Genomic DNA, 15,064 nt, shown 5'->3' with positions numbered 1-15,064 from the left:
CGGGTCCAGGTGTCGCTGCTCTTGAGCATCGCAGCCCGGTCGCCTAAGTGCCGAAGATGATTTCCACCAACGATATTCGCCGCAGCTTCCTCGAGTATTTCGGCAAGGCCGGTCACCGGGTCGTGCCATCGGCGCCGTTGGTGCCCCAGAACGACCCGACGCTGATGTTCGTCAACGCCGGCATGGTGCCGTTCAAGAACGTCTTTACCGGTCTTGAAAGCCGTCCGTATGTGACGGCTGCGTCGTCGCAGAAATGCGTTCGTGCCGGCGGCAAGCACAATGATCTCGACAATGTCGGCTATACGGCTCGGCATCATACGTTTTTCGAAATGCTGGGCAATTTCAGCTTTGGCGATTATTTTAAGCCGCACGCGATCGAACATGCCTGGACGTTGCTGACCCGGGAGTGGGGCATCCCGGCCGACCGGTTGACCGTCACCGTCTATCACACCGACGACGAGGCAGCGGCGCTGTGGAAGTCGATCGCCGGTTTGCCCGAGGAACGTATCATCCGGATCGCGACCAATGATAATTTCTGGTCGATGGGCGATACCGGGCCATGCGGGCCGTGCTCGGAAATATTCTATGATCATGGCGATCATATTGCAGGTGGGCCTCCCGGCAGTCCTGACGAGGACGGCGACCGGTTTGTCGAGATCTGGAATCTCGTCTTCATGCAGTATGAGCAGGTCGACGCTGCGACGCGGCTCGACTTGCCGCGGCCGTCGATCGATACCGGCATGGGGCTGGAGCGCATCGCTGCGGTGTTGCAGGGTGTCCATGACAATTACGACACCGACACTTTCAAGGCATTGATCCGCGCCAGCGAGGAACGGACGCAGCCGGCGGACTCAAAGGAATCAACGGCTTCGCACCGGATTATTGCCGACCATTTGCGGGCGTCGGGGTTCCTGGTTGCCGATGGCGTGCTGCCTTCGAACGAGGGCCGGGGCTATGTGCTGCGGCGGATCATGCGGCGGGCGATGCGGCATGCGCATCTGCTGGGGGCTGCCGAGCCGTTGATGTATCGTCTGGTGCCGGCGCTCGTGGCCGAAATGGGCGTTGCGTTCCCCGAGCTTGCGCGGGCGCAGGCGCTCATCGAGGAGACGCTGAAACTCGAGGAAACGCGGTTTCGGCAAACCTTGGTCAATGGCTTGCGGTTGCTCGACGAGGCCACCGGACGGCTTGCCGAGGGCGTAACCTTGCCCGGCGAAGTTGCCTTTAAGCTGTACGATACCTTTGGTTTTCCTTATGATTTGACCGAGGATGCCTTGCGGGCACAGGGCCGGGCTGTCGACCGTGTCGGGTTCGATCTGGCGATGGCCGAGCAAAAACGCGCGGCGCGGGCGGCCTGGACGGGGTCGGGGGCGAAGGCTTCGGATACGGTCTGGTTCGACATCGTCGAGGCGCACGGAGCGACTGAATTTACCGGCTATTCGGGTCTGGTCGGGCAGGCGCAGGTAACGGCGCTGGTCCAGGACGGCAAAAAGGTCGACCGTGTCGAGGCTGGTGCGAGCGTCGATGTCGTCACCAATCAGACGCCGTTTTACGGTGAGTCGGGCGGGCAGGCGGGGGATTCCGGGCGAATCCTGGGCGATGGTGGCTTGATGGCGACCGTTGCGGAGACGTCGAAAGCCCTTGGCAAGGTGATTTTGCACCGTGCCACGGTGATCTCGGGTAGTCTGGCGGTCGGCGACACGATTTCGCTGAGTGTCGATGGCGAAAAGCGCACGCGGCTGCGTGCCAATCATTCGGCGACGCATCTCTTGCACGCGGCCCTGCGGCACCGGCTTGGCGAGCATGTCACGCAAAAGGGATCGCTGGTGGCGGCCGACCGGCTGCGTTTCGATTTCAGCCAGGCGCGTGCGTTGACGTCGGAAGACATCGCCGTGGTCGAAGCCGAGGTGAATTCCCAGATCCGCGGCAATCGCGCGGTGACGACGCGGTTGATGACGCCCGACGCGGCGATCGAGGCCGGGGCGCTAGCGCTGTTCGGCGAGAAATACGGCGAGGAAGTGCGCGTGCTCAGCATGGGCGGCGACGACGAGGTGAATTATTCGACCGAATTGTGCGGCGGCACCCATGTCAATGCGCTCGGCGATATCGGAATGTTCAAGATCACCGGCGAGAGCGCGGTGGCGAGCGGCGTGCGGCGGATCGAGGCGCTGACCGGCGAGGCGGCGCGGTTGTTCATGGACGAGCAGGAACAACTGTTGAAGACGGCGGCGGCGGCGCTGCGCGTGCGGCCCGAGGAGTTGCCGGCACGAGTCGAAGCGCTGGTCGAGGAGCGGCGTCGGCTTGAGCGGGAGCTTACCGATGCGAAGAAGGCGCTGGCGATGGCCGGGCCGGCGACCGGCGGCGGTGCGGCTGCGGCGGAAAGCATCGGCGGCGTCGGGTTCATCGGGCAGGTGCTAGATGGGCTCGATCCCAAGAGCCTGCGCGGGATGATCGACGAGGCCAAGAAATCGCTGCAATCGGGCGTTGTCGTGCTGGTCGCGGTCAATGAGGGGCGGGCCTCGGTTGCTGTCGGGGTTACCGACGATTTGAAGGAAACGCGCTCGGCGGTGGATTTCGTTCGCGTGGCGTCGGCAACGCTGGGTGGCCAGGGCGGCGGCGGGCGGCCTGACTTTGCGCAGGCTGGCGGGCCGGATGGTGCCAAGGCGGGCGAGGCGATCGCAGCGGTTCGGGCAGCGTTGGCGGGGTAGCAGGATTCGGGCGTGCTTGTTGCCGGGCTCCTGCGGGCTTGGCGGCCAGATCGACGTCATGCGGGTCGAACTGCGCTTTGCGCGGCAATGGATGCTGAAACGAGTTCAGCATGACGAAGGTTATTTAGTCAGGCGCGGTCCATGATGGCCTTGGCGAGGACGGTCAGTGGCATCGGGCCCATGCGCAGGACTTCGTGGAAGGCCTTGATGTCGAAGTTGCTGCCTTGCTTTGCCTCGACGGCGCGGCGGAGGCGGGTCCATTCATTGTGGCCGACTTTGTATGAGCAGGCCTGACCGGGCCAGACGCAATAGCGGTTGATTTCGCGCTGGGCGCGGCTGCGGAGGTAGCCGGTGGTCGCGGCGAAATAATCGGTGGCCTGGTCGCGGGTCCAGCGTTTCTGGTGGAGTCCGGTGTCGGCGACGAGGCGCGCGGCGCGGAACAGCAACGACTGGAGGTGACCGATCTGGCCGAGCGGGTCGGCCTGATAGACGCCGAGTTCCTCGGCGAGATCTTCGGAATAGAGCGCCCAGCCTTCGCCGTATGCCGCGAAATTGCCGCCATAGCGACGGACGGCGGGGAGGGCGCCGGCGTCGCGAGCGATGGCGCCTTGCCAGTTATGGCCGGGCAATGCCTCGTGATAGGTCAGCGTGGGCAGGCTGAATTTTGGGCGTTCGGCGGTGTTCTGCAGGTTGATGTAGAAGCGGCCGGGGCGGGCGCCGTCGGCCGAGCCGATGCTGGCATAGGCGCCGGGCGAGCCGGCCTCGATATCGGCGGGGACGCGGACGACTTCGACCGGCGAGGTCGGGATGGTGGCGAAGATGCGCGGCAGGAGCTTGCGGATCTCGGCGACCTGGACGTTGAGCGAAGCCAGCAACCCGGCGCGGCCAGCGTCGGTGTTCGGCCAGACCTGGTCGGGTCTCGCGCCCAGCGCGTTGAGGCGTTCGCCGACGCTGCCGCGCGACATGCCCTGTGCCTTCAGCAGCGTGTCGAGGCGCGCGGTGAGTTCGGCGACCTGGGCCCTGCCGAGGTTGTGGACGGCGTCGGGCTTGAGATCGGTGGTGGTCTGGAAGGCAAGGGCGCCGGCGTAGAACGCTTCGCCGACCGGCAGTTTCCAGGCGCCGGCATCGGGCTTGGCACCGGCTCGCGCGGCGCGGACGGCGGCGAGCTGGCGGTCGAGAGCGGGGTGGACGGTCGCCGAGACGATGGCGGCGGCGCGCCGGGTCCAGTCGCCCGCGATACCGGCGGCAGCGGCCTTGCGAGCGAGCGATGTGGTGACCTTGGTGGTTTCGGGGCTTTCGCGGCGCTGGGTTTCGAGCTGGGCGATGGCGAGATCGAGGATGAAATCGGGAGCGAGCACACCGGCGGCGCTGTCGGTGCGGAATGCATCGGTCGAATCGTCGATCGCCTTGCCATAGGCGGTAAGGCGCGACAGCCAGGCTTCGGCGTCGGCGGTGTTGGCGACGGGGTGGCTGGTTTCGAGGAACTCGGGGGTGCTTTGATAGGGGCCCGTCAACTGGCTGAGGATGTAGGGCGAATAGGGCGCATAGCCGCCGGCGGAGTCGCCGAACTTGAAGCGCTGCCCGCCTTCGGAGATGGCTTTCGTACGCCACGCGACGACATCGTGATCGATGCGCGCGGCAGGCGAGAGCCGGGTGGCGTCGATGGCCTTGAGGCGGGCGAATTGCTTGCCGCGCGAGGCGATCCAGGCGTCGCGGCCGGCGCGGCTTTCGTCATCGAGCTGTCCGCGCTGGGCAGCGCGGGGGCCGACATCGAGACCGCGCGCGGTGGCTTGCTGGGGACTGGTGTCGAGATCTTCCTGCCAGAAGGTTTCGAGGAGCGCGGCAAGTTTCGCGTCTTCGGTGGTGGTGGCGGCGAGGGCGGGGGCGGCGAGGAGGGTGGTTGCGGCGGCGGTCTGGAGGAGTTGGCGGCGGTTCATGTGGGGCTCCTGGCGTTTTGCACAATCTAGGCGAGGGCGCAGGCTATCGCCAGCCGGGTCGTCAGGTCAGCCCGAGAGCGCGACTCGCTTTCCCGCGTGAGGATGAGGAGAAAGGAGCGTTCGCGGTTGTGGGTGCCTGTTCCGACGGGGGGCCACCCCCACCCGCTCGCGAAGCCGCGAGTCGCCTCCCCCCTCGAGGGGGAGGAAAAGATGGTCACGTCGCTTTGCGTCTCCGCCTTGCCGCGCTGATGCGGACGGGCTCCTCGTCGGTGCCCTTGATCCAGCTGCGGAGCTCGGCGCGTTTTTCGTGGATCGAGGCAATCACCGGGCCCATCGGCACGCCGAGGTCGACGAGGACGGCTTCGGCGAGTTGCAGCGACGATTCGACGGTTTCGGGGACGGCGTCAGTGACGCCGAGCGCGTAAAGCTGGCTGGCGTGGTCGGCGTCGCGGGCGCGGACGACGACGCAGAGTTGCGGGTGTCGCTCGCGGATCAGGCGGACGAGGGTACCGAGGCTTTGCGCGGCGTCGATGGTGAGTACGACGGCGCGCGCGGTGTCGAGGCCGAGGCGATCGAGGAGTTCGGGGCGGCGGGCGTCGCCATAAACCACACGCTTGCCGGCGCGGCGGAGGCGGATGACTTCGTCGGGGTCGCTGTCGACGGCAAGATAGGGTTGGCCATGCGCCTCCAGCATGTCGGCGACGACGCGGCCGACACGGCCGAAGCCGATGATGACGGTACGGTCCGGAACGACGGGTTCGTCGCTGGTCTCGCTATCGGGGCCGTGGCGGGTTTCGAGGTGCTGGCCCACCAACCCGAGCAGCGGCGCGATGGCCAGCGAAAGGCCGCAGACGAGCAGCGCGACACCGGCGACGGGACCGCCGATGATGCCGGCGGCGGTGGCGGCAGCGATGAGGATCAGGCTGGTTTCGGACGGGGCTGCGAGCAGCATGGCGATATGGCCGGCGACGCCGCCGCCATTGCCGAAGCGGCGCATCAGCACCAGGATGACCAGCGCCTTGATGGCGCAGACGGCAACGACGCCGCCGACGACCAGCAGCGGTTGCGCGATGATGGCGGACAAGTCGAGCTGCATGCCGACCCAGATCAGGAAGACCCCGAGCAACAGGCCCTGGAACGGCGCGATGGCGGCCTCGATCTGGCGGCGATATTCGGTTTCGGCGAGCATGATGCCGGCGACCAGCGCGCCGACCGCGGGCGAGAGACCGACGCTGGCCGATGCTGCGGCGCTACCGATGAGGACGACGAGCGCGGCGGCGAGGAAAAGCTCGGGGCGGCGGGTGCGTGCGGCCTGGAGGAAGAGCGTGGGCACGACGAGGCGGCTGGCGAGGACGATGCCGCCGATGGCGAGCAGGCTGAGCCCGATGCTCGACAGGAAGCCGCCGGCGGCGGTGCCGGCGCTGAACAGCAGCAGCAGCGGGGCGATGGCGATATCCTGGAACAGCAGGATACCGAAGGCGGTACGGCCGGCGTGGCTGCTCATGCGGCCGCTGGCGGACAGCATCTGGAGGCCGACCGCGGTCGAGGACAGCGACAGCGACACCGCGATGGCGGCAGTGGCGACGAGGCCGAGGTCGAAGGGCAGCAGGAGGAGCGCGAGCGCTGCGCCGCACGCGGCCAGCTGGGCGGCGCCGAGGCCGAAGATCAGCTTTCGCATGACGCGGAGGCGGTCGACCGAAAGCTCGAGGCCGAGGGCGAAGAGCAGCAGCGCTATTCCCATCTCGGCGGGGGCGGACAGGGCCGAGGCGTCGGAAATGGTGATCGCGCGGAGCCAGGGAAAGTCGCTGACAAGGGCGCCGAGGGCGTTGGGGCCGACGAGGATGCCGACGAGGATGAAGCCGACCACAGGGGAGATGCGGAGCGCGGCAAAGGCGGGAATGACGAGCCCGGCGGCGCCGAGGACGATGAAGATGTCGTTGAAGGAGGGTGATTCGTGGAGCGCCATTGGAGGGAGGATGGCAGCTTGGGCGGGGATGGCTAGGGGGTGGGTTTTTTCGGGGAGGGGAGACACCCCCACCCGGGCCGCGAAGACGCGTCTCTCGACCTCCCCCCTCTAGGGGGAGGACAAGTTACTCTTGTAGCCTAGGCATGAGTTCCACGAAGTTGCAGGGGCGGTGGCGGCTGTCGAGCTGGTCGCGAAGGATGCCGTCCCAGCCGTCCTTGACGGCGCCGGTGGAGCCGGGGAGGGCGAAGATGTAGGTGCCGCGGGCGACACCGGCACAGGCGCGGGACTGGATCGTCGAGGTGCCGATGGTCTGGAAGCTGAGCCAGCGGAAGAGCTCGCCGAAGCCGGGGATTTCTTTTTCCTGGACCTGGGCGAGCGCTTCCGGAGTGATGTCGCGGCCGGTGACGCCGGTGCCGCCGGTCGAGATGATGCAGTCGATGAGCGGGTCGTCGATCCAGGCGTTGAACTGGGCGACCAGCGCTGGGACATCGTCGCGCAGGATGGTGCGGGCGGCGAGGCTGTGGCCGGCGGTGGTGAGCCGGGCGACGAGCGTGTCGCCCGAGGTGTCGTTTTCGGGGCCGCGGGTGTCCGACACTGTCAGCACGGCGATGCTGATGGGGATGAAAGTGCGGTCGGGATCGATCGGCATCTAGAGGGTGGCCACGGTGACGTCGTCGTCCTCGTCGATGCGCAGGTTCGGGGTGACCGGCAGGGTCGGGATGACCGGAGCGACGCGCGGCGGGAGCGGCTGGGCGCTGCGCTTGATGCCGGGTGCGCCGGGCATCCCGGGGAATTTTGGCCAGAGATTGGCGGCGAGGGCGTCCATGCTGGCGGGCTTCACGCCGTCGCGCAGCGCGTACATCCAGTAGTTGCGGAGCACCACTTCGACATAGTGGCGGGTTTCCTTGAACGGGATCGATTCGATGAACAGCAAAGGGTCGCCGCGGTCGTCGAGGGTGGCATTCCATTTCTGCACCGAGCCCGGCCCGGCGTTGTAGGCTGCCACGACCTTGGGAAGCAGGCCCTGGGTGTAGCTCATGTCGCGCAATGCCTCGAGGTAGGTCTGGCCGACTTCGATGTTGAAGGCGGGATCGGTCAGGTCGCCGACCACGGCGGCGGCGCCCTCGGTAAGGGCGGCGGTGGCCATTTCGCGGCTGACCTGCTTGGCGGTGCCGGGCATGAGCTGCATGATGCCCTTGGCGCCGGCGCGGCTGGTGGCGGTGGTGACGAAGGTCGATTCCTGGAGGGCGTGGGCAAAGACCAGCCCGCGATCGACGCGCCAGCCGCGGGCCGGGACCCAGTCGGGGGCGGGGTAGCGGGCGGAAAGGGGCGCCTCGATGCCCATCGGGGGGCGGACGGCGAGCTGATACTGGGTGGCGGGGAGTTCGAGGCGCGCGGCGAGGCGGAGCAGGGCAGGGTAGGCGGGCTCGGGCGCGGTCTGGGCGAGGTAGCGGAGCTCGCGATCGCCGAGGCCGATCTGGCCGATCTCGATGAGCGCAGCAGCGCGGCGGGCGCCGGGGATGGTCTTGAGGAAATTCCAGTCGGCGGTGATGAAATCGGGCTCGGCCCAGTCCTGAGTGGCGGTGAGGCCGAGGCCGCGGCGGGCGAGCATGCCGTAGAAGCTGTTGGGCGACTTGACGGCGATCTCGAGGCGCGGCGCGACGAGTTCGGGACGGCCGGCGGCGAGGTGCGCGCGGCTGGCCCAGTATGCGGCCGCGGCGGCGAGGTCACCGGCGGGGGACTTGGTGCCGACCGTGTCGAAGGCTTTCGCGGCGGTGTCGTACTGGCTGGTGCGGAAGGCGGCGAGGCCGGCGACCCAGGCACCCAGCGCAGCGTATTGCCCGGCGCCGAAGCCCGGCCCCTTGGCGGCTTCGAGGCCGAGGCGCAGGGCGGTGGCGTTGTCGTTGGCGGCATAGGCGCTCCAGGCGATGCGCTGGGCCCATTGGGTGCGGGAGACAGGGGAGAGCTGCGATTGGTCGGATAGCCAGCGCGATTCGGCGGCGGCGTTGTTGTCGGCGGCAAGCATTGCTTTGATGACGGCGCCGGAGCTGGCGTCGATGGGGCCGGATTCGACGGGCGGCGCGGTGTAAGCGGCGCGGCGGAAGGGCCGGACATAGGGCATCAGCGGCAGCGGTGCGGTATCGGCGCCGGGGAGTTTTTCGGCGAGCTGGGCGATGCGCTGGGCTTGCGGCAGGTCGCGGTTGGCGGTGAGCCAGGAGGCGAGTTCGGCGCGGTCCTGCTTGCCGAGGCCGCGGGCGACCATCAGCTGGGCGCGGGCGGTTTCAGTGAGCAGGCCGCCATTCATTGCGGCAAGAGCGGCCTCGACGGGGCCATAGCGGCCGGCGTCGATATCGCGGAAAATGCGGGCGTAGGTGGCACGGTCACCGGGGGAAAGCTGGGACGGAACGGCGCGCTGGCGGGCGGTGATGCCGGGGCGCTCGGCGGTGACGGTCAGCATCGTGTCGCCGGGTTCGGTGACGATGGCGGGCTGAGCCAGAAGCGGAGCCGCCGTGAGGAGTAGGGTAAGGGCGAGGGTGGTGCGCATCATTGGGCTTTCAGCCGCGCCTCGAAAGCCTGGAGATCGGCCCAGGCGAGGCGCTTGAGTTCGGGTTGAGTGAGGAGCTGGCGCGGGTGGAAGATCGCCAGCATGGGGATGCCATCGATGGCCAGCCATTTGCCGCGCGCCGAGGCGATGCCGCGGGCCTCGCCGGAGAGCGAGACGGCGCGCTCGCCGAAAGCGAGGATCAGGCGAGGGGCGGCGAGCGCGAGAGCGCGGGCGCGGAACGGGGCGAAGGCGCTGACTTCGGCGTCGCGGGGCGGGCGTTCGCCGGGCGTGGCCCAGGGCAGGAGGTGAGCGCGGGCGCAATCGCCGGGTGCAAGGCCGATGGCGGCGAGCATGCGCCCGGTGAGCGCGGCCTGCGGTGTGCCGGGCGATTCGGGTTGGTCGCCGAGGATGATTGTACCCGAGGCGATGTTCCCGGTGAGGAGTTGCGGGGCGATATCGATGCGGCGCAGCGGGTGGTCGAAGGCGAGCAGGGCGGCTTCGAGCGCCGCGAAGTCGGGGATGGCGGAGAGGCTGGTGTCGGCCCTGGGGATCGCGACCGGCTGGCCGAGCATGGCAGCGATGGCGACGGGGGCAGGGCCAGGGACGTCCGGGCGCGGCGGCGGGGCGGCGAGCCAGTTGCGCGGGGCATCGGTGACAGCCGCGTCGGCGCCGGCCGCGACCAGCCAGGCCAGCGCGGATGCTGCATCGACTGCCGCAACTTGTGACAATCCGTGGTCCACATCGCCACTGTGCGGCGGCAGTGCCACTGGTCAAGCCCGAACGCCTCGCTTATCTGGTGAATCATGGCAAAGCCACGATGTAACGCGCTGTTGACGACGGGACGGGTGGCGGCGGGGACGAAGCAAAGGCAAATTGATGAGTGACCGTGAATCGATGCCCTATGACCTGGTGATTGTCGGTGGTGGCCCTGCCGGGCTCGCCGCGGCTATCCGTGCCAAGCAGGCTGCGGCCGATGCCGGGCTGGAACTTTCGGTGTGCATCCTGGAGAAGGGCTCCGAGATCGGGGCGCATATCCTGTCGGGCGCGGTGGTCGATCCGCGGGCAATGGACGAGTTGCTACCGAACTGGCGCGACCTCGGCAGCCCGATGACGGTGCCGGTGACCGAGAACCATCACTGGATCCTGACCGAGGGCAAAAAGTACGAGTTTCCGCACGGGCTGATGCCGCCGTTCATGAACAACAAGGGTTGCTACACGGTCTCGCTGGGCAATCTGTGCCGCTGGCTGGCGGGGCAGGCCGAGGCGCTGGGGGTAGAGATTTTCCCCGGGTTTGCGGCGGCCGAGGTGCTGTGGAACGACGATGGCAGCGTCAAGGGCGTGGCGACCGGCGACATGGGCATCGCGCGCGACGGGACGCGAAAGGACAGCTGGCAGCCGGGGCTCGAACTTCATGCCAAATACACGTTCTTTGCCGAGGGCGTACGCGGGCATCTGTCGAAGCAGTTGATCCGGCACTTCAGCCTCGACAAGGACAGCCAGCCGCAGATCTTCGGCATCGGGCTGAAGGAATTGTGGGACATTCCGGCCGGTCAGCATGTGCCGGGCAAGGTTGTGCATACGCAAGGGTGGCCGCTTGATGAAGCCAATGGCGGCGGGTTCCTGTATCACCAGGCGAACGGGCAGGTGGCGCTCGGGTTCTCGGTGTGGCTGAACTATGCCAATCCGTATCTGTCGCCGTTCGATGAGTTCCAGCGCTGGAAGACGCATCCGGCGATCAAGGAAATCCTGAAGAACGGACGCCGGGTTTCATACGGGGCGCGGGCGATCAACGACGGCGGCTGGCAATCAGTGCCCAAGCTGACCTTCCCGGGCGGCGCGCTGATCGGCTGCAGCGCCGGCTTCCTCAACGTGCCGCGCATCAAGGGCAGCCATACCGCGATGAAGAGCGGCATGATGGCCGCCGAGGCCGCCGTCGCCGCGATCGCGAGCCAGCGGACGAGCGACGAGCTGGTTGCCTATCCCGAGGCCTACAATAAAAGCTGGGTCTACGAGGAGCTGAAGATCGTTCGCAACACCCTGCCGCTGGTCGAGAAGTTCGGCACGCTGGTGGGCACCGGGCTGGCCGGGGTGACGATGTGGATGGAGTATCTGGGCTATACGCTGCCGTTCACGATGAAGAATCACCCAGATTACAAGTCGCTGCGGACGAAAGCGAATTCGAAGCCGATCGCCTATCCCAAGCCCGATGGCGTGTTCAGTTTCGACAAGCTGACGAGCGTGTTCCTGTCGAACACCAACCATGAGGAAGACCAGCCGATCCATCTGACGTTGAAGGATGCTTCGGTGCCGATCGCGGTGAACCTGCCGATCTGGGACGAGCCGGCGCAGCGGTATTGCCCGGCGGGGGTGTACGAGGTCGTCGGGCAGGAAACAGGCGAGCCGCGGTTCCAGATCAACGCGCAGAACTGCGTGCATTGCAAGACTTGCGATATCAAGGATCCGTCGCAGAATATCGTGTGGGTGGTGCCGGAGGGCGGCGGCGGGCCGAATTATCCGAATATGTAGCGCAGCGCGGCCGGCAGCATGGCGAAGCCGGGCTGCGGACTCGCGCAAGCTCGGCCGGCGAGGCAGCGCGAGCGAAGCGCGCTGAACTCGTCCGATGCCGGCATGGGCTTTGCCCATGTGCTTCCTTGCTTGCTGCTGCCTTGCTTGCTGGCTCGCTAGCGTCCTCCACGCCGACAGGGGACCACCCCCACCCGCTCGCCAAGGGGCGAGTCGCCTCCCCCCTTGAGGGGGAGGACAAGGGGTGCTCGACTTGGCGCTCAATAAACGGCAATCTCGAAAGATGTATCGCACCCTCGCCTTGCTGCTCCTGACTGCCGCTGCCGCACCGGCAGCCGCGCGCCAGACCGAGTTCGCGCCGAGCGAATCCGCCCTCCACGGCTATGTCCTCGGCCGCTATGCCGCGTCCGACGATGCGCTCGGCCGGGCGGCTGCATATTTCGACGATGCGCGTTCCAAGGACCCCGGCCGGCCGGCGCTGGCGCGGCGAGCTTTCGACCTGGCGGTAGCTGCCGGCGACCGGCCGCGGGCGACCGACCTCGCGAAGCAGCTGGTGGCCGCGGGCGCCGGGGATTCGGATGTCGAGATGGTGCGGCTGGCCGATGCGGTGCTGCGCAAGGACTGGAAGTCGGCGACGCTGGCGCGGAGCAAGATCGCCAATGCGGGGTATGCAGCGGTCGTCGAGCCGATCGTCGATGCCTGGGTGTTGTTCGGCAGCGGCGATGCGGCCGCGGGGCTGGCCAAGCTCGACCCGGTCAATTTCAGCGGATTTGCGCGCGCCTATATCGCCGAGCAGCGCGCGCATATGCTGGCCGCCGATGGGCGGTGGAGCGAAGCGGCGGCGGCGTATTCCGAACTGCGCGCGGGGACGGGTGCGGGGATCAGCTTCCTGCGTGCCGGGGAGGCCGATGCGCTGGCGATGGGCGGCGACCGCGCCGGGGCGCTGAAATTGCTGAGCGGCGAAGATACGGTCGTCGAAGCGGCGCGGGCGCGATTGGACGCGGGCAAGCGCATCGGCGCGCTGGCGCCCGATCCGCGGCGGGGCATTGCCTGGATGATGGCGCGGCTGGCGTCGGACCTGTCGCGCGAGAAGCCGGTGCCGCTGGCGCTGCTGTTCGCGCGGGTGTCGACATTCCTGGCGCCGGAATTGTCGGCGACCTGGCTGATCACCGGTGATGTGCTCTCGCGCTCGGAACAGCCCGAGACGGCGCTGACTGCCTATGCCCAGGTGCCGGACAACGACCCGCTTTTCGAAACGGCGAAGCTGCGGCGCGCCGAGACGCTCGAGCGGCTGGGGCGCGACAAGGATGCGGGCGTGTTGCTGAGTGCGGCGACGAATTCGCCCGCTGCGACCGCCGACGACTGGACCCGGCTCGGCGACTGGCACCGCCGCGCCGACCGCCATGCCGAGGCGATCACCGCCTATTCGCGCGCGATTTCGGTGGCGGGGCAGGACGATGCCGGCTGGGGGCTGTATTTCCTGCGGGGCAGCATGGCGGAGCGCGCCGGCGACTGGCCGAAGGCGGAGGCGGATTTGCGCGAGGCACTGAAACGCTCCCCCGACGAGCCGATGGTGCTCAATTACCTCGGCTATTCGATGCTCGACCGCGGCATCAGCTCGCCCGAGGCAGTGGGGATGGTCGAGCGAGCCGCCAAGCTGCGGCCGGGCGACGGCGGGGTGATCGATTCGCTGGGGTGGAGCCAGTACCGGCAGGGGCGCTTTGCCGATGCGGTGGCGTCGCTCGAGAAGGCCAGTGAGCGCGAACCGACCGACCCGACGGTGACCGAGCATCTGGGCGATGCCTATTGGCGGGTGGGGCGGCGGATCGAGGCGCGGTTTCGTTGGCGGGCGGCGCTCGATCTCGATCCGTCGGTGAAGCAGGGCGAGGCGATCCGCGGCAAGCTGGCCTATGGCCTCGATGCGGCACCGGGGATGACGGCGACGAAGTCCTGAAGCTTGCCTTGCCGGACCGGGCGGGCGACAGCGGCGGCGCAATGAGCCATTTCGATACAGAAGCCGCGCCTGCCAAGGTCAATCTGGCGCTCCACCTGCGGCGGCGGCGGGCGGATGGCTATCACGATCTGGAGACGGTGTTCGCGTTCACGGCGTTCGGCGATTCGCTGTCGGTGGCTACGGCGCCGGGATTGTCGCTGGTCGTCGAGGGGGCGTTTGCCGGGGCGGCGGGGCAGGGGGATGACAATCTCGTCTTGCGCGCGGCTCGGGCGCTCGCGGCGGCGGCGGGGATCGGCGACGGTGCGGCGCTGACGCTCGACAAGCGAATCCCGGTAGCGGCAGGGCTTGGCGGCGGTTCGGCGGATGCGGCAGCGGCGCTGCGGTTGCTCAACCGGTTCTGGGGATTGCGGTGGCCCGAGGCGCGGCTGACGGCGCTGGCGGCGGACCTGGGCGCCGATGTGCCGGCGTGCGTAGTGTCGCGGACGTGTTTCGGGAGCGGGCGGGGCGAGGTGCTCGCGGCGTGGCCGGACGACCTTGGCGGGATGCCGATACTGCTGGTCAATCCGCTGGTGGCGGTGCCGACCGGGCCGGTGTTCGCTGGTTGGGACCGGATCGATCGCGGGCCGATCGAGCCGGGGGCGGCGCTGAATAGTTTGCGGAACGACATGACAGCGGCCGCGATGGCGTTGGCACCGGCCATCGGTGATGTACTGGCCGCACTCGAGTCGGCCGGCGGGGCGACGCTGGTGCGGATGAGCGGGTCGGGGGCGACGTGCCTGGCGATGTATGCGGATAAAGCTGCGCGGCGAGCGGCGGCGGCAGCGCTGGGCAGGCGTGGTTGGTGGCTGGCGGAGAGCGAATTGCTCTAGCTTCTGCGACATGTTCGTCGTTATGCCGCAATGCAGCAAAACGGCTTGACGTTAGCGGTAACCTAGCGCAAAATGCTGATGCTGCATTGCAACACGGCGAGTTTTGATTACCACTCAATTTTTAGCTTGACGGCAACCTGAGTGTGACTTAAATCTCCACTAGTTGAATTGAGTGATACTCAACCGGGCAGTCCCGCCCATTTCGCGAATGCCATCAGGAGATCGACCATGACCAAGCGTTTCTTCCTCGTTCCTGCACTCGCCTTGATCGGCGCCTTCTCGAGCCCGGCACTTGCCGCCAGCAGCTGCGACACCGCACCGGCCCAGATCCGCCAGCTCGCCGCCGTTGCCCAGCCTGACCAGGCTCGCAAGGCGCTGACCCTCGTCAACGTCGGCGAAAAGCTTTGCGAGGCCGGTGGCCGCGGCGAAGCCAGCAAGAAGTTTTCGGCAGCAGCCAAGGTGCTCGGCACCGACATGGCCGCTCTGAACACGGCGCCGACCGCGCAGTAAGACAGACAACAGGAATCCTGACCCCAGGATGCCCTCAGGGGCCGGTGCACAGCAC

Annotated in this window: 10 protein-coding genes; 5 read left to right on the top strand and 5 right to left on the bottom strand. The window is 67.7% G+C overall.

Features of this window, described 5'->3' with window-relative positions:
• The first annotated feature begins 56 nt into the window (after positions 1 to 56).
• Entirely contained in the window at positions 57 to 2,705 is a 2,649-nt protein-coding gene (alaS, locus tag IEW98_RS04575) for an alanine--tRNA ligase (RefSeq protein ID WP_188761733.1), read from the top strand.
• A 128-nt stretch (positions 2,706 to 2,833) separates the two neighbouring features.
• Here alaS and IEW98_RS04570 read toward each other — a convergent pair whose 3' ends face one another.
• From IEW98_RS04570 to IEW98_RS04550, 5 genes are all read right to left on the bottom strand, one after another.
• Positions 2,834 to 4,642, bottom strand: a complete 1,809-nt coding sequence (locus IEW98_RS04570) for a DUF885 domain-containing protein (protein WP_188761732.1) — start codon at positions 4,640 to 4,642, stop codon at positions 2,834 to 2,836.
• A 214-nt stretch (positions 4,643 to 4,856) separates the two neighbouring features.
• Positions 4,857 to 6,608 (bottom strand): cation:proton antiporter domain-containing protein, encoded by a 1,752-nt coding sequence (locus IEW98_RS04565; RefSeq protein ID WP_188761731.1) that lies wholly within the window; start codon positions 6,606 to 6,608, stop codon positions 4,857 to 4,859.
• A gap of 124 nt (positions 6,609 to 6,732) precedes the next feature.
• Positions 6,733 to 7,257, bottom strand: coding sequence for a molybdenum cofactor biosynthesis protein B (gene moaB, locus IEW98_RS04560; RefSeq protein ID WP_188761730.1), 525 nt, complete (start codon positions 7,255 to 7,257; stop codon positions 6,733 to 6,735).
• Positions 7,258 to 9,156 carry a lytic transglycosylase domain-containing protein gene (locus IEW98_RS04555; protein WP_188761729.1) on the bottom strand — a complete coding sequence of 633 codons (1,899 nt, stop codon included), beginning with the start codon at positions 9,154 to 9,156 and terminating at the stop codon, positions 7,258 to 7,260. It lies immediately after the preceding gene.
• Entirely contained in the window at positions 9,153 to 9,881 is a 729-nt protein-coding gene (locus IEW98_RS04550; protein ID WP_188761728.1) for a uracil-DNA glycosylase family protein, read from the bottom strand. Before IEW98_RS04550 ends, IEW98_RS04555 begins: the two co-directional genes overlap by 4 nt.
• A 148-nt stretch (positions 9,882 to 10,029) precedes the next feature.
• Here IEW98_RS04550 and IEW98_RS04545 point away from each other — a divergent pair, with 148 nt between their 5' ends.
• The 4 genes from IEW98_RS04545 (at position 10,030) to IEW98_RS04530 (ending at position 15,009) form a co-directional block, all read left to right on the top strand.
• Positions 10,030 to 11,679, top strand: a complete 1,650-nt coding sequence (locus tag IEW98_RS04545; protein ID WP_188761727.1) for an electron transfer flavoprotein-ubiquinone oxidoreductase — start codon at positions 10,030 to 10,032, stop codon at positions 11,677 to 11,679.
• Between the two features lie 280 nt (positions 11,680 to 11,959).
• Positions 11,960 to 13,630 (top strand): tetratricopeptide repeat protein, encoded by a 1,671-nt coding sequence (locus IEW98_RS04540; RefSeq protein WP_188761726.1) that lies wholly within the window; start codon positions 11,960 to 11,962, stop codon positions 13,628 to 13,630.
• A 41-nt stretch (positions 13,631 to 13,671) separates the two neighbouring features.
• Positions 13,672 to 14,499, top strand: a complete 828-nt coding sequence (locus IEW98_RS04535) for a 4-(cytidine 5'-diphospho)-2-C-methyl-D-erythritol kinase (RefSeq protein WP_188761725.1) — start codon at positions 13,672 to 13,674, stop codon at positions 14,497 to 14,499.
• A 228-nt stretch (positions 14,500 to 14,727) separates the two neighbouring features.
• The gene (locus tag IEW98_RS04530; protein WP_188761724.1) at positions 14,728 to 15,009 is read left to right on the top strand and encodes a hypothetical protein; all 282 of its coding nucleotides are present in this window, start codon (positions 14,728 to 14,730) and stop codon (positions 15,007 to 15,009) included.
• The last annotated feature ends 55 nt before the right edge of the window (positions 15,010 to 15,064 follow it).

The sequence above is a fragment of the Sandarakinorhabdus glacialis genome (assembly GCF_014643455.1).
In the GTDB taxonomy this organism is placed as follows: Bacteria; Pseudomonadota; Alphaproteobacteria; order Sphingomonadales; family Sphingomonadaceae; genus Sandarakinorhabdus; species Sandarakinorhabdus glacialis.
This window is presented reverse-complemented; position numbering and strand designations above follow the sequence as displayed.

Excerpts from the sequence above, each read along its gene's own strand:
- alaS (WP_188761733.1), top strand. The coding sequence starts at position 57 with ATGATTTCCACCAACGATATTCGCCGCAGCTTCCTCGAGTATTTCGGC.
- IEW98_RS04570 (WP_188761732.1), bottom strand. The coding sequence starts at position 4,642 with ATGAACCGCCGCCAACTCCTCCAGACCGCCGCCGCAACCACCCTCCTC.
- IEW98_RS04565 (WP_188761731.1), bottom strand. The coding sequence starts at position 6,608 with ATGGCGCTCCACGAATCACCCTCCTTCAACGACATCTTCATCGTCCTC.
- moaB (WP_188761730.1), bottom strand. The coding sequence starts at position 7,257 with ATGCCGATCGATCCCGACCGCACTTTCATCCCCATCAGCATCGCCGTG.
- IEW98_RS04555 (WP_188761729.1), bottom strand. The coding sequence starts at position 9,156 with ATGATGCGCACCACCCTCGCCCTTACCCTACTCCTCACGGCGGCTCCG.
- IEW98_RS04545 (WP_188761727.1), top strand. The coding sequence starts at position 10,030 with ATGAGTGACCGTGAATCGATGCCCTATGACCTGGTGATTGTCGGTGGT.
- IEW98_RS04540 (WP_188761726.1), top strand. The coding sequence starts at position 11,960 with ATGTATCGCACCCTCGCCTTGCTGCTCCTGACTGCCGCTGCCGCACCG.
- IEW98_RS04535 (WP_188761725.1), top strand. The coding sequence starts at position 13,672 with ATGAGCCATTTCGATACAGAAGCCGCGCCTGCCAAGGTCAATCTGGCG.
- IEW98_RS04530 (WP_188761724.1), top strand. The coding sequence starts at position 14,728 with ATGACCAAGCGTTTCTTCCTCGTTCCTGCACTCGCCTTGATCGGCGCC.